Source organism: Parasphingorhabdus sp. (genome assembly GCF_041748495.1).
Classification (GTDB): domain Bacteria; phylum Pseudomonadota; class Alphaproteobacteria; order Sphingomonadales; family Sphingomonadaceae; genus Parasphingorhabdus.
On sequence record NZ_JBGTDD010000037.1, the window covers coordinates 1 to 21,278 of the forward strand.

General features: G+C 59.3%; 20 protein-coding genes and 1 pseudogene. 10 read left to right on the forward strand and 11 right to left on the reverse strand.

Translation table 11 applies throughout. The features are described from left to right. Positions 1–440: 440 nt before the first annotated feature. The 3 genes and pseudogenes from ACEW8J_RS02980 (at position 441) to ACEW8J_RS02990 (ending at position 3,118) form a co-directional block, all read left to right on the forward strand. Entirely contained in the window at positions 441–992 is a 552-nt protein-coding gene (locus ACEW8J_RS02980) for a nuclear transport factor 2 family protein (protein ID WP_373490147.1), read from the forward strand. A gap of 48 nt (positions 993–1,040) precedes the next feature. Then, positions 1,041–2,390: an aromatic ring-hydroxylating dioxygenase subunit alpha gene (locus ACEW8J_RS02985; RefSeq protein ID WP_373490148.1), complete on the forward strand. Its 1,350-nt coding sequence runs from the start codon at positions 1,041–1,043 to the stop codon at positions 2,388–2,390. Between the two features lie 162 nt (positions 2,391–2,552). Beyond that, positions 2,553–3,118 (forward strand): annotated as a pseudogene (locus ACEW8J_RS02990) (FAD-binding protein). Between the two features lie 101 nt (positions 3,119–3,219). On the opposite strand, the gene ACEW8J_RS02995 reads toward ACEW8J_RS02990, so the two are convergent. Beyond that, positions 3,220–3,843: a TetR/AcrR family transcriptional regulator gene (locus ACEW8J_RS02995; RefSeq protein ID WP_373490149.1), complete on the reverse strand. Its 624-nt coding sequence runs from the start codon at positions 3,841–3,843 to the stop codon at positions 3,220–3,222. 124 nt (positions 3,844–3,967) lie between these two features. Here ACEW8J_RS02995 and ACEW8J_RS03000 point away from each other — a divergent pair, with 124 nt between their 5' ends. Genes ACEW8J_RS03000 through ACEW8J_RS03010 form a run of 3 tightly spaced genes read left to right on the forward strand, consistent with a single transcriptional unit; the run spans position 3,968 to position 8,473 of the window. Then, the gene (locus tag ACEW8J_RS03000; RefSeq protein ID WP_373490150.1) at positions 3,968–6,316 is read left to right on the forward strand and encodes a TonB-dependent receptor; all 2,349 of its coding nucleotides are present in this window, start codon (positions 3,968–3,970) and stop codon (positions 6,314–6,316) included. Between the two features lie 18 nt (positions 6,317–6,334). Further along, positions 6,335–7,198 (forward strand): alpha/beta fold hydrolase, encoded by an 864-nt coding sequence (locus ACEW8J_RS03005; protein ID WP_373490151.1) that lies wholly within the window; start codon positions 6,335–6,337, stop codon positions 7,196–7,198. An 18-nt stretch (positions 7,199–7,216) separates the two neighbouring features. Beyond that, positions 7,217–8,473 (forward strand): spinster family MFS transporter, encoded by a 1,257-nt coding sequence (locus tag ACEW8J_RS03010; protein ID WP_373490152.1) that lies wholly within the window; start codon positions 7,217–7,219, stop codon positions 8,471–8,473. Between the two features lie 33 nt (positions 8,474–8,506). Here the strand turns inward: ACEW8J_RS03010 and bla are convergent, their stop codons facing one another. Continuing rightward, positions 8,507–9,472 carry a subclass B3 metallo-beta-lactamase gene (gene bla / locus ACEW8J_RS03015; protein ID WP_373490153.1) on the reverse strand — a complete coding sequence of 322 codons (966 nt, stop codon included), beginning with the start codon at positions 9,470–9,472 and terminating at the stop codon, positions 8,507–8,509. A 60-nt stretch (positions 9,473–9,532) separates the two neighbouring features. Then, positions 9,533–10,294: a helix-turn-helix domain-containing protein gene (locus ACEW8J_RS03020; RefSeq protein WP_373490154.1), complete on the reverse strand. Its 762-nt coding sequence runs from the start codon at positions 10,292–10,294 to the stop codon at positions 9,533–9,535. A 123-nt stretch (positions 10,295–10,417) separates the two neighbouring features. On the opposite strand from ACEW8J_RS03020, the gene ACEW8J_RS03025 reads away from it, so the two are divergent. Next, positions 10,418–10,840 carry a hypothetical protein gene (locus ACEW8J_RS03025; RefSeq protein WP_373490155.1) on the forward strand — a complete coding sequence of 141 codons (423 nt, stop codon included), beginning with the start codon at positions 10,418–10,420 and terminating at the stop codon, positions 10,838–10,840. Positions 10,841–10,936: 96 nt separating this feature from the next. On the opposite strand, the gene ACEW8J_RS03030 is transcribed toward ACEW8J_RS03025, so the two are convergent. The 8 genes from ACEW8J_RS03030 to ACEW8J_RS03065 form a co-directional block, all read right to left on the reverse strand. Continuing rightward, a complete protein-coding gene (locus ACEW8J_RS03030) occupies positions 10,937–11,938 on the reverse strand; it encodes an SDR family NAD(P)-dependent oxidoreductase (RefSeq protein WP_373490156.1) in 1,002 nt (333 codons plus the stop codon). Positions 11,939–12,096: 158 nt separating this feature from the next. Continuing rightward, positions 12,097–12,285, reverse strand: a complete 189-nt coding sequence (locus ACEW8J_RS03035; RefSeq protein ID WP_373490157.1) for a hypothetical protein — start codon at positions 12,283–12,285, stop codon at positions 12,097–12,099. A gap of 65 nt (positions 12,286–12,350) precedes the next feature. Further along, positions 12,351–13,418 (reverse strand): ACR3 family arsenite efflux transporter, encoded by a 1,068-nt coding sequence (gene arsB / locus ACEW8J_RS03040; protein WP_373490158.1) that lies wholly within the window; start codon positions 13,416–13,418, stop codon positions 12,351–12,353. A gap of 3 nt (positions 13,419–13,421) precedes the next feature. Then, positions 13,422–13,928 (reverse strand): arsenate reductase ArsC, encoded by a 507-nt coding sequence (locus ACEW8J_RS03045; RefSeq protein ID WP_373490159.1) that lies wholly within the window; start codon positions 13,926–13,928, stop codon positions 13,422–13,424. After that, positions 13,925–14,380 carry an ArsI/CadI family heavy metal resistance metalloenzyme gene (locus ACEW8J_RS03050; RefSeq protein WP_373490160.1) on the reverse strand — a complete coding sequence of 152 codons (456 nt, stop codon included), beginning with the start codon at positions 14,378–14,380 and terminating at the stop codon, positions 13,925–13,927. Before ACEW8J_RS03050 ends, ACEW8J_RS03045 begins: the two co-directional genes overlap by 4 nt. After that, on the reverse strand, positions 14,377–14,706 hold the full coding sequence (locus tag ACEW8J_RS03055) for an ArsR/SmtB family transcription factor (protein ID WP_373490161.1): 330 nt from the start codon (positions 14,704–14,706) through the stop codon (positions 14,377–14,379). Before ACEW8J_RS03055 ends, ACEW8J_RS03050 begins: the two co-directional genes overlap by 4 nt. A gap of 167 nt (positions 14,707–14,873) precedes the next feature. Then, positions 14,874–15,413 (reverse strand): TonB family protein, encoded by a 540-nt coding sequence (locus ACEW8J_RS03060; RefSeq protein ID WP_373490162.1) that lies wholly within the window; start codon positions 15,411–15,413, stop codon positions 14,874–14,876. Between the two features lie 235 nt (positions 15,414–15,648). Continuing rightward, the gene (locus ACEW8J_RS03065) at positions 15,649–15,948 is read right to left on the reverse strand and encodes a hypothetical protein (RefSeq protein ID WP_373490163.1); all 300 of its coding nucleotides are present in this window, start codon (positions 15,946–15,948) and stop codon (positions 15,649–15,651) included. 34 nt (positions 15,949–15,982) lie between these two features. Between ACEW8J_RS03065 and ACEW8J_RS03070 the strand changes: the two genes are divergently transcribed. The 3 genes from ACEW8J_RS03070 (at position 15,983) to ACEW8J_RS03080 (ending at position 21,275) form a co-directional block, all read left to right on the forward strand. Beyond that, a complete protein-coding gene (locus ACEW8J_RS03070) occupies positions 15,983–16,855 on the forward strand; it encodes an alpha/beta fold hydrolase (protein ID WP_373490164.1) in 873 nt (290 codons plus the stop codon). 211 nt (positions 16,856–17,066) lie between these two features. Continuing rightward, complete coding sequence (locus ACEW8J_RS03075) at positions 17,067–18,146, forward strand: efflux RND transporter periplasmic adaptor subunit (protein ID WP_373490165.1); 1,080 nt, start codon at positions 17,067–17,069, stop codon at positions 18,144–18,146. Between the two features lie 12 nt (positions 18,147–18,158). Next, a complete protein-coding gene (locus tag ACEW8J_RS03080) occupies positions 18,159–21,275 on the forward strand; it encodes an efflux RND transporter permease subunit (protein WP_373490166.1) in 3,117 nt (1,038 codons plus the stop codon). Positions 21,276–21,278: the final 3 nt, after the last annotated feature.

Here is a 21,278-nt window from a genome sequence, read left to right on the forward strand (position 1 = left end):
TGGCAAAAATCTCACCAATAAATTCTACTTTACCGGTGGGGGTACCGCCCCCTCAACCGGTTCCGGCACAGGAACCTCGGCGGCCGTGCTAGGCGATTCGCTCGGATATGGCGCCTTCCCGCGCACGGTCAGCCTGCAGGCTACGGTGCGTTTCTAATCGGCAATACTGATGCGCATGGCGGTCACTTTGGACCGTCATGCCGGACGGGAGATGATTTGGAGATGACGGAAAGTACAGAACGGACCCTCGGGATCGATGGAGCTGGCCGGAACGCTTCGAAGGACAGGCCAGCGCGCGGCATGCCGGGCATCGCCGCCGTCACCCGGACTGGGCACCCGCAACACGCTCGCCCGTGCAGCCCAATGGCCTATCCTGTTCGGCTGCAGCAACGGTCAGCCTGAACAAACCCGAAGAGAATTTTGCTACCGGAGACTGAACCATGACCGAAACCCAATCTGCCGACTTGCCAACCCGGGATCAGCGCATCTCCGACATGCTGGACAAGCAGGACTGTGTCGAACTGGTGCATCGCATGGCACGTGCCATCGACCGCTGCGATGGTCAGCTGATCGACGATCTTTTTCATCCTGATGCAACCGACGACCATGGCAGCTTCAAGGGGACAGCGAAGGATTTTGTGCCCTGGGTGCTCGAGGTCTTATCCGGGATGCAGCGTACCCAGCATATCATCGGCAATATCCTGATCGAGCTGGATGGCGATATCGCTCGTGGTGAATGCTATTTCATTGCCCATCACACCATCGCCGATGAAGATGGCAAGACCAGCTTCATGATCGCTGCCGGTCGCTATCTGGACCGTTTCGAGCGCCGCAACGGCGAGTGGCGGATTGCCCATCGTGGCGCCGTTTATGACTGGAGCAGTGTCAATCCGTCCACCGACATTTGGGATCGCGCGAATATGGCCGATTACGGCTTTGGCGTCCGCGGGGAAGCCGACCCATCCTACCGCCATTTTGCCGGTGAAACGTAAAAATGCTATCATCCGCCCGCAATTGAAAATTTTATAGGAGATCGTTTCATGTCTACTGTCATCAGCCAGGATAAGTCCGACGAGGCTCTTCGGACCGGCACCTCCAAATTGCGCGATCCGGAATTTCGCAACACTCCGATCACCCCGGATCGGTATTTTTCGAAGGAATGGGCCGACAAGGAGTGGGACAAGATCTGGACCAAGACCTGGCAAATCGCTGGGGTCGCGGCGCAACTAGACAAGGCAGGAGACTGGATCACCGCCGATTTCGGACCGGAAACAATAGTCTGTATCCGCGACGAGGATGGCGAGACCCGGGCTTTTTATAACGTCTGCCAGCATCGCGGGATGCCTCTGGTTACCGGCGAACAGGGCAATGCCAGCGGCAAACGACTGACCTGCCCCTATCATGGCTGGGCGTATGAATTCAGCGGTCGGCTGAAAGCGGTGCCGGATGAAGCGGATTTCATCCAGGGCTCGCCCTGCGGCAAGCTCAATCTGGTACCGGTCCAGTGCACGGTCTGGGCCGGCTTCATCTGGATCAACATGGACGAGAAGGCCGCCCCGTTGCGCGATTTTCTCGGCCCGATTGCCGAGCAGATCGAAACCTATGCGATGGACAAGATGGTCCGAACCCACTGGATGACGATCGAAGGCAATTTTAACTGGAAGCTGGTGCAGGACAATTTCAACGAAAGCTATCATGTTCCCTTCGTCCACCCGCAAACCAAGTTCGTGATGGAATATTCGCATCACCACTGCCAGTTTGACCTCTATCCGCAGGGCCATGCGCATATGATCATGCCGGGTGCCGGACCAACCAAGACCCTGCGTGGCGGCGAAAAGGAAACGCTTACGCAACTGGCCGAGGAAATGGAATTCTGGGGGCTGAATCCCGATGATTTCCGCAAGGGCAAAACCGGCGAAATTCGGGCGGCGTTGCAGAAAGCAAAACGGGAACTGGGAGCCGAAAAGGGCTTCGACTTTTCCAAGTACAAGGATTCGCAGCTAACCGATCATTGGCATTACACAATCTTCCCGAACCTGTCGTTCAGCCTCAAGCCGGACGGCAACATCTGGCTGCGCGCCCGGCCCCATGAAAGCGATCCGCAGAAATGCTATTTCGACATGTGGTACATGACCTTGTTCCCAGAAGGCACCGACCGCTATTATTCGCAGAGCATGGCGGAGTGGGTCGACGTCTCGGTTCCCGCCCCGCATGTGCAGGGCAAGGTCGGCGAAGTCTCCATGGGCCCCGGCATCGATCAGGATGTCGAGGTCTGGGAAGTGCAGCAACGCGGCCTCAACTCGCGCGGCTACAAGCGGGACTATCTTGCCTGGCAGGAACGCCGCTTGCGCTTTTTCCACGAGAATCTGGAAAGCTGGATGGCCCGTTAGCCATCTTCAAGGAATCAGGCTTGCAATGAAGGGATCATGAAGTCGATCTTCTCGTCGTAGGCACTGGCTCGGCCGGGCTGACCACGGCGGTTGTGGGCTCGGTCGAGGGACTCGATAAAGCGCTTCGCCAACGAAGCCCGGCCTTACAATGAGCTGGGCCGCGTGATTTATGAGAACAGGGCTCCGCCCGTCTTCATGGTGTTCGATCAGGAAAATCGCAACCGATACGCCATGGGGACCATGCTGCCCGGCATCACGCCGGAGCGCTTCATCAAGGCCGGCTATATCAAGCGCGCCGATACACTCGAAGCTCTGGCCGTTGAGGCTGGCATCGATCCGGCTGGCCTGCAGCAGACGATTGCGCGGTTCAACACCATGGCTGCCGCCGGACGGGACGAGGATTTTCACAAGGGGGACAGTGCATTCGACCGGTACGCCGGCGATCCCGCGCACAAGCCCAATCCTTGCCTTGGTCCTTTGGCCAAGGCGCCTTTTCATGCCATGCAGATCCAGGCCGGCGATCTCGGCACCAAGGGCGGACTTCTGACCAACGCGCATGACAGGTTTTGCGCGAAGACAGCTCTGTCATTCCCGGACTCTATGCAGCCGGCAACAGTTCGGCCTGTGTGGTTGGCAATTTCTATCCGGGGGCAGGCGGTACCATCGGCGCGGCCATGACCTGCGGCTACATCGCCGCCAGGCATGCGGCGGGACAAGAAGAATTCTGACTGACCGGTGCGTGCGCCAGTGCAGCGGTTCAACTGGACCAGGCGCTGTTGCGTGGTATGTTAGCCGGTCATTTCCTGCGCAACGCCACTGGCTCCAACGGCTAGTCTTCCCGCACAATGCCCCGCGCCAGGATGCCATTGGCGATGTCTGCTATCTCGACGGCGGATTTTTCTTCGGACCAGATGCCGTAACGCATCCCGAGGAAGACATTCATACCCATGATCGCCCAGGCTTCAATCTCACCGACGTCCGACCGCAATTCGCCGGCTTTTGCCCCTTCCGCAAGTCGCTCCATGATTCGTTGCGCCGCGTTCTCGTAATGCTCACGATAGCTTTGCGGATCAATAAACTCGGCTTCGTCGATGATCCGATAGATTTCCTGATGCTCGCGGGCAAATTCCAGAAACGCATGCAGTACCGATCGCTCTGCATCAATTGCCGATTGTTTGGGCGCGAGCGCGAGCGCCGCCCGCTCTTTGACCATATTGCTCAATTCCCGTACCAGCGCGCTGAACAGTTCATCTTTTGAATCGAAATAGGTATAAAAACTGCCCAGAGCAGTCCCCGCGCGCTGGGTGATCGCGGTGATCGAGGCTTCGTGAAAGCCCTTCTCGCCAAATTCCAGCGCGGCGGCGTCCAGCAATTTGCGTTTGGTCCTAAGCCCGCGTGCAGTGCGCGGTTGCTTGTCTTTCGACTCGGTGAGATCGCTATATTCAGTGGCCATAATGTCACGGCTAACCGCATTTTATCGGATAAGCAAATTTCTAAGTTGAATTATGATTCATATTTCAATATAGCGCTCTCAGCGACCCGGAAACGCCGGGCACCGATTCAAGGAGGATGCGTTCATGAAATTTCAGCACACCGTTAGCTATGCGGCCATCATCACCGGTCTTGCGGGCGGGCTCATTGCTCCTGCCACCGTCCATGCCCAGAGCGCCGAATCGGCGAATGAAGGCAATGGCGAGGATGTGATCGTTGTCACCGCCCGTCGCCGCGAAGAGCGGCAGATCGATGTTCCGATCGCCATCACTTCCTACTCGGCGGAAAAGCTGGAGCAGCAGGGCGCGATCGATCTTACCGACATAGGCCAGACCACGCCCAATACCACATTGGAAGCGTCTCGCGGCACCAACTCCACACTCTCGGCCTTCATTCGCGGCATTGGCCAACAGGATCCGGTTTCGGGTTTCGAGCAGGGCGTCGGCATCTATCTTGATGATGTCTATCTCAACCGGCCGCAAGCGGCAGTATTGGACATTTATGATGTCGAACGCATCGAAGTTTTGCGCGGGCCGCAAGGCACACTCTATGGTCGCAACACCATCGGCGGCGCGGTCAAATATGTGACCAAGCGGCTGCCGGAGGATCCTTCGTTCAAGGCGCGGGTAACCTATGGCACTTATGATCAGGCCGAAGCGGTGGTTTCCGCCAGCATGCCGATTTCCGACATCATTCGGGTCGGCGCAGCCGGTGCGCGGCTTTCCCGTGGCGGCTTTGGCGACAATCTGACCATCGGCCTCGAAAATTATAACAAGGACCTGTGGGCCGCTCGCGCTTCGCTGGAAATCGGCGGCTATGGCGAACCCATCCTGATCCGCATTTCCGGCGACTATACCAAGGACAAGAGCAATCCGCGCGGTGGTCATCGGTTGATACCCGGCGCGGTTTCGGGTGCACCGATCCTCGATAATGTATTCGATACGCGCGGCGGACTCAACGATCCGATTCAGGATATCGAAGCCTATGGCCTGTCGATGAATATCTCGGCCAATCTGAGCGACACCGTTACCTTCCGGTCAATCAGCGCCTGGCGCAAGGATGACACGGCGACGCCGATCGATTTTGACGCGTTGCCGGCAGTCGATCTCGACGTCCCGGGATTATATCTGAACGAACAGATCAGCCAGGAATTCCAGTTGCTCTATGAAGGCGACAAGCTGAACGGTCTGGTTGGCTTCTATTATCTGGATGCCAAGGCTGATACACTGTTCGATGTTCGGCTGTTCACAACTTTCGCGGGCCTGACTGCATTTACCCAAGCCGAAGTCGATACCGAAACCTATGCGGTTTTCGCCGATTTTACCTATGACTTCACCGAGCAGCTAAGCCTGTCACTGGGTGGGCGCTACACGTGGGACGAACGCACCGCCAGCATCTTGCGGCAGAATTTTCTCGGTGGCGGTTCGCCGACCTTTGGCGGCGCAGGCATACCGTTCGGTGCGCCCGGTACCAATTTCAAAGGCAATGCGAATTTCAAGAAATTTACGCCGCGTGCCTCGCTGAGCTTCAAACCAACGTCCGATCACAATATCTATGCCAGCTTTTCGCAGGGCTTCAAAGGCGGCGGCTTTGACCCGCGCGGGGTCGGTGTGAACGCACCCACCACCAACCCCAGCGGCGTCCCCAGTGATGCCGAAATCGCCTCTTTCCTGAGCTTTGAACCTGAAGAAGTGGACAGCTATGAAATTGGCTATAAGGGCAGCCTGTTCGACGGCGCTCTCAATCTTGCGCTGGCGGGCTTCTATACCGATTACAAGAATGTCCAGATCCCGGGTTCGGTCGCCTGTACGGTCTCGGGCCTGCCTTCCTTCTGCGGCGTGATCAACAATGCCGGCAAGGCCACTCTGAAAGGCGTGGAACTGGAAGCGAGCGCGCGTCTTGGCCGGGATGTTCTGGCCAGCGGCGACCGGGTGATGCTGTCCGGCTCGCTCGGCTATATCGACGCGCAATATGACGAATATATCACCAATGTCGGCGGCGTACCGACGGATGTGGCAGAATTCCGCTCGGTACAGAACACACCGAAATGGACGGCCAGCGGAACATTTTCCTATTCCACTCCGGTCGGGGAAGGGGATCTTTATTTCGGTACGACCCTGTCCTATCGCAGCAAGACCAACCAATTCGAAATTGCCAATCCGTTCATCGATCAGAAGGGCTTCGTCCTGTGGGATGCCAATCTGGTGTATAACGCGCCGGACAAGCGCTGGAGCATTGGATTGCACGGCAAGAACCTGACCAACAAGGAATATAAGACATCGGGATACACCTTTGTGGCCGCCGATCCGAGGACCGGCGTGATCATACCGGGTCCCAACGGCCGACCCATTCCGACGCTCGGGCCCGAAGGCACACTGACCGCCTTTTACGGCAATCCGCGCCAGGTCTTTGTCACCGCCGGGGTGAAATTCTGATCGGCACCCAGGCAAAACATGATGACATATGCCGATCATTTCTACCGGAGCGCTGATGACCGGCTGACCCTCTACGCCCGTATCTATGATGGGAAGGGTCCGCCGCTTCTGCTGATGCACGGGCTGACCCGGAACAGCGGCGATTTTGAAGCGCTGGCCGGGCATCTGGCGGGGACATATCAATTGATCGTCCCCGACCAGCGGGGCCGGGGGCAGTCTGACCATGATGCCGATCCGGACCAATATACGCCGGCCGTCTATGTCGCCGATATGTTTGCGCTGATTGACGGATTGAAACTCGGCAATATGGGCCTGATCGGCACGTCGATGGGCGGCCTGATGGCGATGATGATGGCGGCCATCACACCGGGGCGGTTCGACAGCCTGATCCTGAACGATATCGGCCCGGAGGTGAACGTCGCCGGGCTCGACCGGATCCAGTCCTATGTCGGCGAGATTGCGCCGTTCGACAGCTGGCAGCAGGCGGCAGACCATTGCCGGTCCGTGCACGGCGACATGATGATCGGATTTGACGCGCAGGACTGGCTGACCTTCGCCCGGCATACCTGCGTGGAACGGCCCGACGGCACAATCAGCTTTGCTTATGATCCGGCGATTGCCGCAGGCCTGGCGGGCAGCGAGAAGAGCGTCATTCCGCCCGATCTGTGGACGATATGGGACCGCTTGTCTGCCTTGCCCACGCTGGTCATCCGTGGGGCGTTGTCGGACATATTGTCTTCCGCTACCGTCGCGGAGATGGAGCGCCGCCATCCCGAAAATTTCAGCGCCGTGGACATTGCCTGCCGCGGCCACACCCCGATGCTCGACGAACCCGACGCCCTGGTCGCCATCGAGCGTTTTTATGCCGATCTTGCAAATTAACCGGATGAACAGACAATCATGAAAAGCCGAACCACTTCGCCCAACGTGGCGCTCGGCATGTTGCTGGTCGTCTATATCTTCAATTTCGTCGACCGTCAGATATTGGCGATTCTGGCGGGACCGATCCAGGCCGATCTGCTGCTGAGCGACACCCAGATGGGGCTGCTCGGCGGTATTGCCTTCGCGCTGCTATATTCCACGCTGGCGGTGCCGCTGGCCTGGGTAGCGGACAAGACCAGCCGCAGCTGGGTGATCACCATTTCGCTGGCGGTCTGGAGCGGCTTCACCGCCCTCACCGGTCTGGCGCAGGGCTTCTGGTCGATTTTCCTGACCCGGCTTGGCGTCGGCGTCGGCGAAGCCGGCGGCGTAGCCCCTTCTTATGCCCTGGTCTCCGACCATTTCCCGAGCGAAAAACGGGCGCGGGCACTGGCAATCTATTCGCTCGGCATCCCGCTGGGATCCGCGACCGGCGTGGTGGCAGGCGGCTATATCGCGGCCACCGTGGACTGGCGTCTGGCCTTTTTCGTGGTGGGTCTTGCCGGCCTCGTAATCGCACCCTTCTTCAAATATTATGTGCGCGACAAGATCAAGAAGCCGGCACCCGTCGGCCTGGCAGCGGCACCCTACAGCTTCATGGGCACCGTGCGCCTGCTGGCGAAAAAGCGGGCCTTCTGGTTTCTCGCCTTTGGCGCCGCATCCAGTTCCATGCTCGGCTATGGCATAGCCTTCTGGCTGCCCAGCCTGCTGCAGCGCAGCTTTGGCCTGAGCCTGATCGACACATCGCTGTTCTTTGGCGCGATCTTGCTGATCGGCGGCGTCGCCGGTGTCCTCGGCGGCGGCATGATCGGCGACTGGCTGGGCCGGAAGAACAAGGCGGCCTATGGACTGGTTCCGGCTGCCGCCTTCCTGCTGGCGGTGCCGTTGTTCGCCGCCGGGATCATGAGCGAGTCCGCGACCATGGCCTTCATTCTGTTCCTGATTCCCCAGGCACTGGCCTATGTCTGGCTCGGACCGGTATTGTCGGCAATCCAGCATCTCGTGCCAGCCGATTCCCGCGCCACCGCATCGGCCTTGTTCCTGCTGATCAACAATCTGATCGGCATCGGCGGCGGCATATTCTTCCTTGGCGCCCTGTCCGACAGCCTCGCACCGATTTATGGCGAAGATGGGCTGCGTTACTCGATGCTCTATTCGCTGGTCTTCTATATCATCGCCGCCGGTCTGATGGCGCTGGCAGCCAAGCCGCTGCAGAGCGAGTGGGTCGCGGAAGGCTGAACGCTCGTCGGGTGCGGCGTCAAGCCCTGGCGCTCAATTGCTCATAATTGCATTATGTTTCAGCGTCTGCTTTTCCAGCGCCGCTTCGAACGCCTGCTCCAGCATGGTGATCATCGCCGGGAAGCCTTCACGGTCGACAAAGGCCAGCGGTTCGCCCGCCTTCTGCCGTTCGCGCTTTTCCGCGAGGCCAGAAAATTCGGGGTGGTTGGCGAGAAAGATATCGGGTTTCCAGTCTCTCGCCTTGGCAAAGGTCTTGCGATAATCTGCGACAATCCCCTCATATTGCGGTGGCCCGAGCAGACGGTTGGCGGCGACCGTGGCGGAACAGAAGAACAGCGCCTGATAGCTTTGTCCGCCCTGCTCGACCTCCATGGTCCAGGAGGTACAGCCGCGGCTGTGACCCGGCGTGAGATGCGCGGTGAGCGTGACATCGCCCAGCGTCAATTGCTCGCCATCCGCGATGGTCCGGTCGACCTTGACAGGCGGTGCGTTCATCGAACTATCCTCCTCGGAGCCGAGATAGAAGCCGCCTTCCAGCGCGGACCGGTCGCCTTCGTTTGCCACCAGCTTCGCGCCCGTCAGCGCCTTCAGTTCGGCCAGGCCGCCGCTATGGTCTAAATGCGCGTGGCTGTTGAGCAGGATTTTGACGTCCCCGGGGTCAAAGCCCAGCTTGCGGATCGCGGCCGCGACATATTGTCCCTCGCCCGGCATGCCGCCGTCTATCACGATATGGCCGGCATCGGTCGGGATGAAATACATGCCAAGCCCCTCGGTTCCGACGAAAAATATGCCGCTCTTGTCGGTACCGATGATTTGATACGGTTCGACGGCAGCATACCAGCTGGGAAAATTCTGCTGCCAGTCAAAGGACTCGGAACCCTCGTTCTTGTCCAGTTCAGAGCTATCATACGAGTGATTTGCGGTTTCAGGTCCGACCGGGGGTGCCGCCGGGGCACAAGCGACCAGCGTTGCTGCCATGATAGCCGAAATCCAGCGCATATCTCTCTCCTGTGTCGCTCCCCTTGCTAATGCGCGCAAGATGAATAGGCAATGTCCGCGCTAGCGTCCGAAAAAACCGGTGGTCTGGTCGTCCATCGGGAACATCAGCTCGATCCGGGTTTCCCCCGCCCTGGTATCCTGCACCGAGCCGAATTGCGCGATGACCGAGAACAGCGACAGGCGATTGTCGCCGAGCCGGAAGATGGTCGGGATCACCGCCTGATTGAGATTGATCGAACCCAGATCGACCTTGCGGACCCGTTGGTGGGACGACAATCGTCCGGCCAGCGCAGAGAGATGCGCATCGCCGCCCAGTTCCAGTATCTCGGTGCGCAGGCGTGAGAGGGAGAGGACCGCGACCTCGTCCCAATTCTCGATCAGATCCAGCGCCTCGCTGCTGATCAATATATCGATCAGATTGGCTGGTCCGCCAGGGCTGGCCAGCGCGATGATCATCTGCGCACCCTGGTTGCTGTCCACGATATTCCAGTGACGATCGATCGCATAGCCGGGGAACGGATCATGATGATCGAGCATCGCCGCGATCGCCTGATGGACTGGAGCCAGTTCCGGCGCATCGTCGGAAAGGCTGGGATAGACCGGCGCAAAGCCGGCGGCGTTGAGCGCCTGATTGGCGGCGGGGCGGGGCAGCTGCAGTGCTTCCGACAGGCGCATCACCATCGCCCGGCTGGGATTGGCGCGGCCCGATTCGAGAAAGCTCAGATGGCGCGCCGACATCTCGGCCTCCAGGCTGAGGTCGAGCTGGCTGAACCGGCGGACCTTGCGCCAGTCCTTCAATATCGCGCCAAATTCCGATGGCATCCCATTCTCCTTTGCGTGCCCTGACAATAGCATGGATCGCTCTCCATGCACTTACCCGAGAGGTAATTGTTTTACGGATTGCGGCCTGCTTTACCGAAAACGAAGCTCAACCAGGAGAAGATCATGTCACCCCAAACCACTGGCCGCTATATCCGAATTGTCGGCAGCTTTTCCATTCTGGTCGCCCTGTTATTCTCCCTCGCCGGGGTGAATGACTTTACCGGTGCAAACGACCTGTTCTTCCGCATCGCTTCTTCCGGCGGCCATGGAGTCGCCGGGCTGGACACGGCGGAAGCGAAACTGGCGATGGCGATCGCGGGTGGCGTATTTGGCGGCCTGATGGCCATGTATGTCTTCATCACCGCGCCGGGCGTGGAACAGGACAGCGACCTGATCCGCAAGGGTTCCATCTACACTTTTCTGATCTGGTTCGGAATCGACAGCAGCGCATCGGTGGCGTCGGGCAATGCGCAGAATGTCATCCCCAATATCGTGTTCCTGGCCATCTATCTGACGCCCTTGCTGCTCGTGAAACGCCCCGCCTGAAGATTCGGTGCTCCGCACAAATGGAGCTCTGGATATTTGCGAATTACACGGCTGGCCAAGCTCCGCACCGAGTGTGGAACACATCATTCCCCTGCGCTAGACCCGCTCGTTCACATCCGTGACCCAGGGACCGAAGGGCGAACTGCCCAGCATCGCAACCTGCGTCTGCGCGCTCACGTCATTGATTGCCAGTTGCGGCTTGCGCCCTGGATGGACCGGCAGGCGCAACGGCCGTTTGCCGGGCGCCATTGCGATCAGCGCAGCGATCGCGCGCGGCACATCCTCGGGATCGGTCGACCCGCCGCTGTTGCGCAGCGCACCCGCGACCAGCGCCTGATAAGCAGCCTTGCGCTCATCATCGGCACGCTCCAGCAGTTCCGTGGTCAGCTTGTTGCCTTTTTCCCAGATCTTTGTCGGGAAGCCGCCGGGCTGGACGATGGTCACGTCAACCCCGTGCGGGACCAGCTCATAAGCCATTTGCTCGCTCATCGATTCGACCGCGAATTTGGTCGCGCTGTACAACCCCATACCCGGCACCATCACCCGGCCAAGCTGCGATGAGACATTGACGATCAGCCCGGTTTTCTTCGCGCGCATCGCCGGCAGCGCCGCCCGTGCCACGCGCTGATAGCCCATCACATTGGTGTCAAACAGCAGCTGCGTCATCGCCGGATCCTGCAACTCGACCGGCGCGCCGGTGCCGATCCCGGCATTGTTGATGACCACGTCGAGCGCCCCGCCGTTGAGCCGCTCGGCCTCGGTGACCGCTATGTTAACGGAGTCATCCGACAGCACATTCAGTTCCAATATGGTGACATCCAGCTCGCCCGCTTGTGCGGCCTTGGCCAGCGCGGCGCCTTCGGCCCGCGGCAGATTGCGCATCGTCGCAAAGACCTTCGCGCCGCGCTCCGCATAGAGCAGCGCGCCGAGATAGCCGAATCCGGAGGCGCAGCCGGTGATCAGCACCGACTTGCCGGTCAGATCCGGCTGGCTGTCGGAGGCGGCGGCCGGACCGGCGGCCAGAGCGATGCCGCTGGCGGCAGAGGCCGCAAGCAACTGGCGGCGATTGAGGGAAATCTTGCTGGATGGTTCGGTCATGGGCGGGCTCCTGTTTCACAATCGCCACTACCCTATCATAAATTCTGTCCTTGGGTGAACGGGATATGGTGGAAGCTGTGACTCCGAGAAATCGCTGCGCTCGCCATGCAGGTGATCGTCCTGCTGGATCGCTCCAGGAAGAGTGAACCCACTCGAAATCAGAGCGCGAAACCCAGCAGCAGGAAAAGCCCGGTTCCCAATATTAGCGAGAAGACAGTTTTGCCGCGATAGGCCCGCGCCAGCAGGCCCACGATCAACCCGCCGACGATGACCAGAAACAGAGCCATGCCCGCGACCACCTGGTAAATCTTGAAGCTCGCCGGACCGTGGCCCTTGTGCAATTCCATTAGCCGGGGAGCACGGCCACAAAGCATGGAACAAGCGGGCTTACCCCGGGTGACTGCTCAGAATATCAAGCCGGAGTGAACTTTGACCGGGTGCGGTTGGCAAAGGCCACCAGCGACAGCATCACTGGAACTTCCACCAGCACGCCGACTACCGTGGCCAGCGCCGCGCCGCTGCCCAGTCCGAACACACCGATCGCCACGGCCACGGCCAGTTCGAAAAAATTGGAGGTGCCGATCAGAGCGCAGGGCGCCGCGACATTGTGCGGCACTTTCCAGGCCCATGCGGCGGCATAGCTGACGAAGAATATGCCATAGCTCTGGATGATGATCGGAACCGCGATCAGGCCGATCAGCAGCGGCTGGGTAACGATGGTCTGTGCCTGGAAGGCAAAGAGCAATATAACCGTGACCAACAACCCGAGCACCGACAGCGGCTTGATCCGTCCGGTAAAGGCCGCAACCGCCGCTTCGCCGTCAGTGGACCGGGCCAGCAAGGCCCGGCGAGTGAGCGCGCCGGCTACCAGCGGGATGACGACATAGAGCACAGTCGACAGCAGCAATGTCTCCCAGGGAACCGATATGTCGGTAACCCCCAGCAACAGCGCAACGATCGGCGCGAAGGCAAAGATCATGATGATGTCGTTCACCGACACCTGCACCAAAGTATAGGCAGGATCGCCCCTGGTCATTTGCGACCAGACGAATACCATCGCCGTGCACGGTGCTGCGCCGAGCAGGATCAGCCCGGCAATATATTGCTGCGCATCGTCAGGCGACATCAGGCCGGCATAGATATATTGGAAGAACAATACCGCCAGCGCGGCCATGGTGAACGGCTTGACGAACCAGTTGACGATGATGGTGATGACCAGGCCCTTGGGCTTGTCCCCGATATGCCTGAGGCTGGCAAAATCAACGCTGACCATCATCGGGTAGATCATCGCCCAGATCAGCACCGCCACCACCAGATTGACCGAGGCATATTCCAGCCGGGCAAGCAGGGCGACCGCATCGGGCGCGATATTGCCGATTACAATGCCAGCCAAAATTGCGGAAGCCACCCAGACCGACAGCCATTTTTCAAACAGGCCCAGACCTGCATCTGCAGCTGTTGCCAGTTTTTGTGTCGCCATAGTCTAAGCCTCGGCTTTCTGCTTGCCAATGTCCTTGAGCCGGTTTTGCAGGCTCATCCTGTCGATGCTTTCCAGTGGCAGCGCCAGAAACAGGCTGATCCGGTTGAACATCATGCGATAGGCCTCGGTAAAGGCAGCGCGCTTTTCTGCTTCGCTGCCGGTCTCCGCCGCCGGATCGGATATGCCCCAATGGGCGGTCATCGGTTGCCCCGGCCAGACCGGGCAGGTCTCGCCAGCGGCATTGTCGCAAACGGTAAACACGAAATCGAGCTGCGGTGCACCGGCGCCGGAAAACTCGTCCCAGTTTTTCGAACGCAGATCCTCCGTAGGATGGCCCAGTGTCTTGAGCAGATCGAGCGAATAGGGATGGACCCGGCCGGCCGGTTTGCTGCCTGCGCTATAGGCCCTGAAGCGCCCCTGGCCTTCCTGCTGCAAAATCGCCTCTGCCAATATCGACCGAGCCGAATTGCCGGTACACAGGAACAGGACGTGATAGACCCGGTTGCTCATGACATGGCGGCTTTCGAAGGCGAGCAGCAGCTGGTTTCGGACGCATTGGCCGAAACGGCGGACAAGGACGGCGCATCGCCATATACTACCGATTCACCATTGGTATAAAAAGCTTCCCAGACCACGCCATCCGGATCGGATATCCAGCTTTTTTCGGATTTGGCATAGCAGCAGGTGGTTTGCCCTTCTTCGAGCACCGGCGCATCGGCTTGGCGAAGACGGCTGAAGACCTGCTGTAGTTCGTCCGGATTTTCGGCCTGAATGCCGAGGTGCTCAATGCCCTTGGTCGCGTGATTTTCCGACGAGATCGCAAAATTGACCCGAGGATCATCGAGCATCCATTTTGCGTAGTCGTCCTTTGTCACGGTCGGTTCTGCCGCGAAGAGCGTCGAATAGAATTTTATCGAGGCATCGAGATTTTCGACACCGACATGGATGTGCATGCGTTTCATTGGCTTAACCTTTCGAGTTGGCTGCTAATCGGTGCGCAATCTTCGCCGGAACAGCAATTTTCCAGCATGAATGCCATCAGCGCATTCATGGCCGCCAGATTGGCGCGGTAAATGATCAGGCGACTGTCCCGCTTCGAGGAGACCAGATCAGCCCGTGACAGGATCGACAGATGGGAAGACATTGTGTTTTGCGGCACCGCCAACCGCTTGGCGATCTCGCCCGCGGGCAGGCCCGAAGGTTCGTGGCGCACCAGCAGCTTGAAAACATCCAGCCGGGTGTTTTGGGCGAGAGCGCCTAGCGCCTCTATTGCTTTGATCGAATCCATATATCGATAATTATGGATATATGGATATCTTGTCAAGCAGTAATATGCTTATCCGTTGTCGCCTCTGCCTTTCAAACAGTCGGGAATGGAAACCAGTGACCTAGATCGGCCCGCTTCGCTCAGCTATTTCTTCCGATGGCTTCGTCTTCATGATACCGTCTGCAGCTTCAAGGTAACTTGAACCTGACGGTATTCCGATAATAAGACGCAATCGGGCTCCCTTTATGGTCGATAGCCGGAGAAAATTTCGCTCGCTTCATCATTGATCGGCAAACCACTTCGTCGAATTCCTTGGGTCTGGTAGACTGCTGGATATGGCAATCGGTTGCATCACCATTTTCATCAACGCTCATGCGAAAATGTACGATCGCCTCTTTTCCTCTTGCGAGCATGCCACTGGGATAGTCATTGGCATTGACCCATCGGCCAGGATTGCCTTCCGGCGACGCAAGCGAGGAAAGATTGCGATGTTTTTCGACATCAATGCCCCAATGTGTCATCAGTTCATCTTGGCATTCAGAAAGAGCCGCGAGGGGCTTGTCCATTGCTCCGAGCTTCAGGGTCACGGGTTGCGACAAGGGACGTCCGATGGTCAGTTCGGTGACCGCTGCTTTGCGTTCATCGCTGATCGGTGGCAAAATATATGCTCCGTTTTCAGGGTTTGCCAATTTTTCTAGTTCGCTTTCAGTCGGCGGCGCAATCCGCATCTGGCCAGAAAAGACAAGCGCGGACTTTCCATCGCCCATTATGCCAGCGGCGAAACCATGTTCCTGCTCAGCCTCTGTGGGGCCAAATCGAATGGAAGCAGGTCTCGTCGTGCGCCTGAGGGCAACCGGGTTTCCGGCAACCGTCAGCTGAAACTGGTCACCTGGAGCGAATCTGTTGAAAATTGCGACGACAGTGTCGTTTTCGGTCCCAAATTGGCGGATCAGTCTGCAACTATCATCGGCGTAATCGACGGTCCAGTTTGAACTGGGTTGAAGCGAAATCGGTCCCCGCTCCGCTGCAGCAGCAATCGTGTTCGTTGCACAGCCACAATATAGGATCAGCAGATGAAGCATATATCTTTTCATCTTGTCTGGATAAGGAGTGCCAGAATAAATGCAATATCCATGTGGCGGCAGAAATGCTTATAGATTGTTGGAAATTGTGCTTTTTATCGGCCCGGAATTCGAGATCAATCTCCAGCCACTGACCGTTGACCAATCCCTTGTCGAACGCCGCCGCTCCCGGTAAAGCCATGGATCAAATCTCCCTATTCCGATGGAAATTCCGCATGAACCTGATCGGCCCCGCCTCGCACAGCTATTTTTCCCAGCGGCTCAAGCTGCATTATGCCGACTGGGGCAATGAGGAAAAACCGCCGTTAATCCTGCTCCACGGAGGCAGGGATCATTGCCGCAACTGGGACTGGACGGCGCAGGCTCTGCGCGACGACTGGCATATTATCTGTCCTGATGTCCGCGGCCATGGCGACAGCCAGTGGAGCACCGATGGCAATTATGCGATCATGCCGATGGTCACCGATCTGGCGCAGCTGATCCACCAGCTCGACCTTTCCCCGGTCACCATTGTCGCGCACAGCATGGGCGGCAATATCGCGCTGCGCTATACCGGCCTTTACCCGGACACGGTGCGCAAGCTGGTCGCGATCGAGGGGCTGGGCCCCAGCCCGGAGATGCTCGCCGAACGCAACAAGACCGGACCGCTGCAGCGCGTACGCGACTCGATCGAGGAAAAACGCAAATCCGCTGGCCGGCAGGTGAAGCGCTATCCGACCTTTGACGACGCGCTCAAACGGATGCAGGACGCCAACCAGCATCTGTCAGACGAGCAGGCCCGGCATCTGACCACACATGCGGTGATCCGCAACGAGGACGGCAGCTACAGCTGGAAGTTCGACCCCTATGTCCAGCACTGGGACAGCATCGACCTGAGCGAGGACGCGATCCACGACCTGTGGCGCAATATCAGCTGTCCGACCCAGCTCCAATATGGCGCGGACAGCTGGGCAAGCAATCCGGAGAAAGATGGCCGGCTGCAATATTTCGGTGACAATGTCTCGGTGAAGGAATTCCGGGAAGCCGGCCACTGGCTACACCATGACCAGTTTGACGAGTTCATCGGCACCTTGCGGTCGTTCCTGTAAGGACGGTCGTTCCTGGAAGGCGCGATCAGACCGGCTTGCGGCTCGCGCGTTCACCGACCGGCGCCCCCCAGCGTTCGGCACCGGCCCTTTGGTACATATTCTAATCGGCAGCGAAAATGGTCAACCTGATGGCGAATGTTTAACTTGGTTTTTGTTCTGCGCATCCTTTAGACAGGGATAAATTTGGCCGAAGTTTAGGGTAGTGTAAAAAATGTCGATCAAGCGCGCGCTCTCATTGGGATTGGCCCTTGCTTTAGCGGCCTGCGGCGACGCTGGTGATGGCGGGGATCGGGGCGGTGTGCCTGTGGTCGTCGGCGGCACGGTCACCCAGGCGGAATTTGTCAGTGCGATTGAAGCGGTCGGGACGGCCTTTGCCAATGAGCAAACCATCCTCACCTCTCCGGTGACCGATCGAATCGAAAGCATTGGCTTTGCCGATGGCGCTATCGTTCGTCGCGGCGCCGTTATCGCGCAATTGTCACGGGGGGAACAATCTGCCGACCTCGTCGCGGTGGAAGCCAGGGCACGCGAGGCGGGCCAGCAGCTGGACCGGTTGCAGACGCTGCAGGAGCGCGGCTTCGCCACCAATGCAGCGGTCGATCAGCAGACCGCTCTGCGCGACAGCGCCCGGGCCGAGGCCAATGCGATTCGCTCGCGCATTTCCGATCGGGTCATTCGCGCGCCATTTGATGGTGTCTTGAGTTTGCGTACGGTTTCGCCCGGCACGGTCGTCACGTCCGGCAGTCCGATCGCAACGATCAGCGATATTTCCTCGATCAAGCTCGACTTCACCATACCCGAGAATTTTCTGACCGCGGTTGCAGCCGGACAGGTCATCGAAGCCAGATCCGTCGCCTATCCGGATCAGATATTTTACGGCACGATCGACAATATCAGTCCGCTGGTCGATCCGTTGTCGCGCAGCCTCACCGTGCGCGCGCTCTTGTCCAACAAGGCGCGGCTGCTGCGGCCCGGCATGTTGATGTCGGTCCGGATCGTATCGGACACACGCACCGGCCTGGCGATCCCGGAAACGGCTTTGCTGGCGCAGGGTGACCAGAATTATGTGTTCCGGGTCGACAAGGAAGGCATTGCACGGCGTACGCCGGTCGAAGTCGGATTGCGTTCCAAGGGAATGGTCGAAATCCGCAGCGGCATCCAGCTGGGCAGCAAGATTGTTGCCGACGGCACCGTCAAGGTCCGCGATGATGCGCCGGTGAAGGCGGTTATCCGCGGCCAGAAGGCGCCCGTGGACGCAGCAAGACCGCAGCCGTCGGCTGACGGCAGTTAGGGACGCAGGCCGATGATCCTATCCGACGTCTCGGTCAAGCGACCGGTTTTTGCCATCGTCCTGAGCCTGCTGCTGGTTCTGGCCGGGATAGTCGCGTTTCTCGCCCTGCCCGTGCGGCAATATCCGGCGATCGAACCGCCGATCGTTTCGGTCGATGTCAACTATCCCGGCGCCGCCGCCAATGTCGTCGAATCGCGGATCACCCAGATATTGGAAGACCGCATCGCCGGGGTCGAGGGTATCGAGATGATCCGTTCCTCGTCCCGCGACGGCCGTTCGGACATCACCGTCGAATTCGCGCCCGACCGCGACGTCGATTCCGCCGCCAATGATATTCGCGACCGGGTCTCCGGCGCGCTGGACAATCTTCCCGAGGAAGCGGATCCGCCCGAGATCAACAAGGTCGACGCCGATGCGCGGCCATTCATGTGGCTGAACCTGACTGGAGAGGGCCGCGATCCCCTGTGGCTGGCCGATTATACCGACCGGGTCCTGGTCGACCGCTTTTCGTCGATTGACGGCGTGGCGCGCGTGCAGCCCAGCGGTGCATCGCGTCCGGCGATGCGCATCTGGCTCGACCGCAAGGCCATGGCCGCCAACGCCATCTCGCCCAATGATATCGAAACCGCGTTGCGCCGGGAGAATGTCGAATTGCCGGCGGGCCGGGTAGAATCCTCGGATCTCAATCTCACCGTCCGGGTCGCCAGAGCCTATGGCAGCGTCGACGATTTCAAGGCGCTGGTGATCCGCCGGACCGAGGATGGCGCCTTGCTGCGTCTCGGCGATATGGCCCGGGTCGAACTGGGACCGGAAAATGTCTACACCCATTTCCGGTCCAACGGACAACCCGGTGTCGGCATGGGCGTCATCCGGCAGTCGGGCGCCAATGAGCTGCAGGTTGCCAATGACATCAAGAAGCGGATTGAAGAAATCACGCCACTGCTGCCATCCGGCGTCGAGCTGGCCGTAAGCTATGACAGCAGCGTCTTCATCGCCAAGGCGATCGACAATGTCTGGCAAACGCTCGCTTTTGCCGCGATCCTGGTGATTGCGGTCATCTATCTGTTTCTGGGCTCGGTGCGGGCGACGATCATTCCTGCCGTGACCGTACCGATTTCGCTGATTGGGACCTTCTTCATCCTCTGGCTCCTCGGCCTGTCGATCAATCTGCTCACCCTGCTGGCGCTGGTGATGGCGATCGGTCTGGTGGTCGATGATGCGATTGTCGTGCTGGAGAATATCTATTCGCGAATCGAGCGCGGCGAGAGCCGGTTGATCTCCGCGTTTGAAGGAGCCCGGCAGGTCGGCTTTGCCGTCCTCGCGACCACCGCGGTGGTGATCGCCGTATTCGTGCCGCTGATGTTCCTGCCCGGCGAAACCGGGCTGTTGTTCCGCGAACTGGCGATCACCATGATTGTCGCGGTCAGCATTTCCACCTTTGTCGCGCTCACGCTGATTCCGGTGATGTGCTCGAAAATACTCAAGAAAGGCGGCGGTGAAACCAGGCTCAGCCGTTATGTCGATGACAAGTTTCAGAAAACCAGCACCGGCTACGAGAGTCTGTTGTCACGCTGGCTTCGCCGCCCCCTCCTGCTCGGCGGGATTGCCTTCGGGCTGGCCGCTCTGTTCGCGGTGATCGGGCTGCAAACGCTGAAAAGCGAGGTCGCGCCGCCGGAAGATACCGGCTTCATGTTTGGCAGTGCATCGATTTCCGAAGGCGCTGGCTGGGACCGGCTGGTCCAGGTGATGCTGGACCTGGAAGAGATCGCATTGCCCTATACCGAGGAAGACGGGCCGCTGCGCCGCGTCTTGTTCCGCGCGCCCGGTTCGTTCGGCCCATCGGGCGATTTTTCGTCCGGGCGGATCATCATGTTCCTCAAGCCCTGGGCAGAACGCGACATGACCACGGCGGAAACCGTGGCCGCGCTCAATGGCTCGTTTCGCGATTATCCCTCGGCGCGCGTGTTTGTTTCCGGTGGCTCGACCATCGGTGGCCGCGGCGGCGAGGCGATCCGTTTCGTCATTGCCGGGGATAGCTATGAAGAGCTGACCCGCGCGCGCGATGCCCTGTTCGTGGCCGCCGACGAATATCCAGGCATCGCCACGCTGGAATCGGATTACAAGGAAACCCGGCCGCAACTGGTGGTCAATGTCAACACGCTGCGCGCCGCCGATCTGGGCGTTTCAGTGCAGGAAATCGGCCGCACGCTGGAGACCATGATGGGCTCGCGCAACGCCGGCACCTATGTCGATCGCGGCGAAGAATATGACGTGATCATGCAGGCCGAGGCGGAGGACCGGGTGACGGCAGAAGATCTGTCCAATGTCTATGTGCGGGGCCGGGAGGACAATCTGGTGCCGCTGTCGGGCCTGGTGACTCTAACCAGCCGGGCCGAGCCTGGTGAACTCAACCGGTTCAACAAGCTGCGGGCGATCACCCTCGAAGGGACGGTCGGCGAAGGCTATTCGCTGGGTGAAGCACTGGACTTCCTCGACCGGGAAGCGGGGTCGCTGCCGGAAGTGGTTGCGATCGGCTATGAAGGACAGAGCCGGGCGCTCCGGCAGACCGGCGGTTCGATCTGGCTCATCCTCGGCTTCACGATCATATTGGTCTATCTGGTGCTGGCCGCGCAGTTCGAGAGCTTCGTCAGTCCGCTGATCATCATTCTCGGTGTGCCGCTTGCCGTCGGTGGCGGCATATTGGGACTCACGGTGATGGGGGGGACACTCAATCTCTACAGCCAGATCGGGCTGATCATGCTGGTCGGGCTGGCCGCGAAAAATGGCATATTGATCGTCGAATTTGCCAATCAGCTGCGCGACGAGGGGCTGGAATTTGAAGCGGCGATCCTCGAATCGGCCAAGCGGCGCTTCCGTCCGGTGCTGATGACGTCGATCGCCACCATCGCCGGCGCGGTGCCGCTGATGCTCGCGACCGGAGCCGGCGGGGCCAGCCGGGAGGCTATTGGCATCGTGATCGTCTGGGGCGTCGCGGTTTCCACCTTGTTGACGCTGGTGGTGATACCGGCCTTCTACTATCTGTTGGGCCGCCAGACCGGCAGTCCGCTTGCGGTCACGAGGCGGCTTAAAAAGCAGCAGGAGGGCCGGGAAGCTCTGAATACCGCCTAGCTT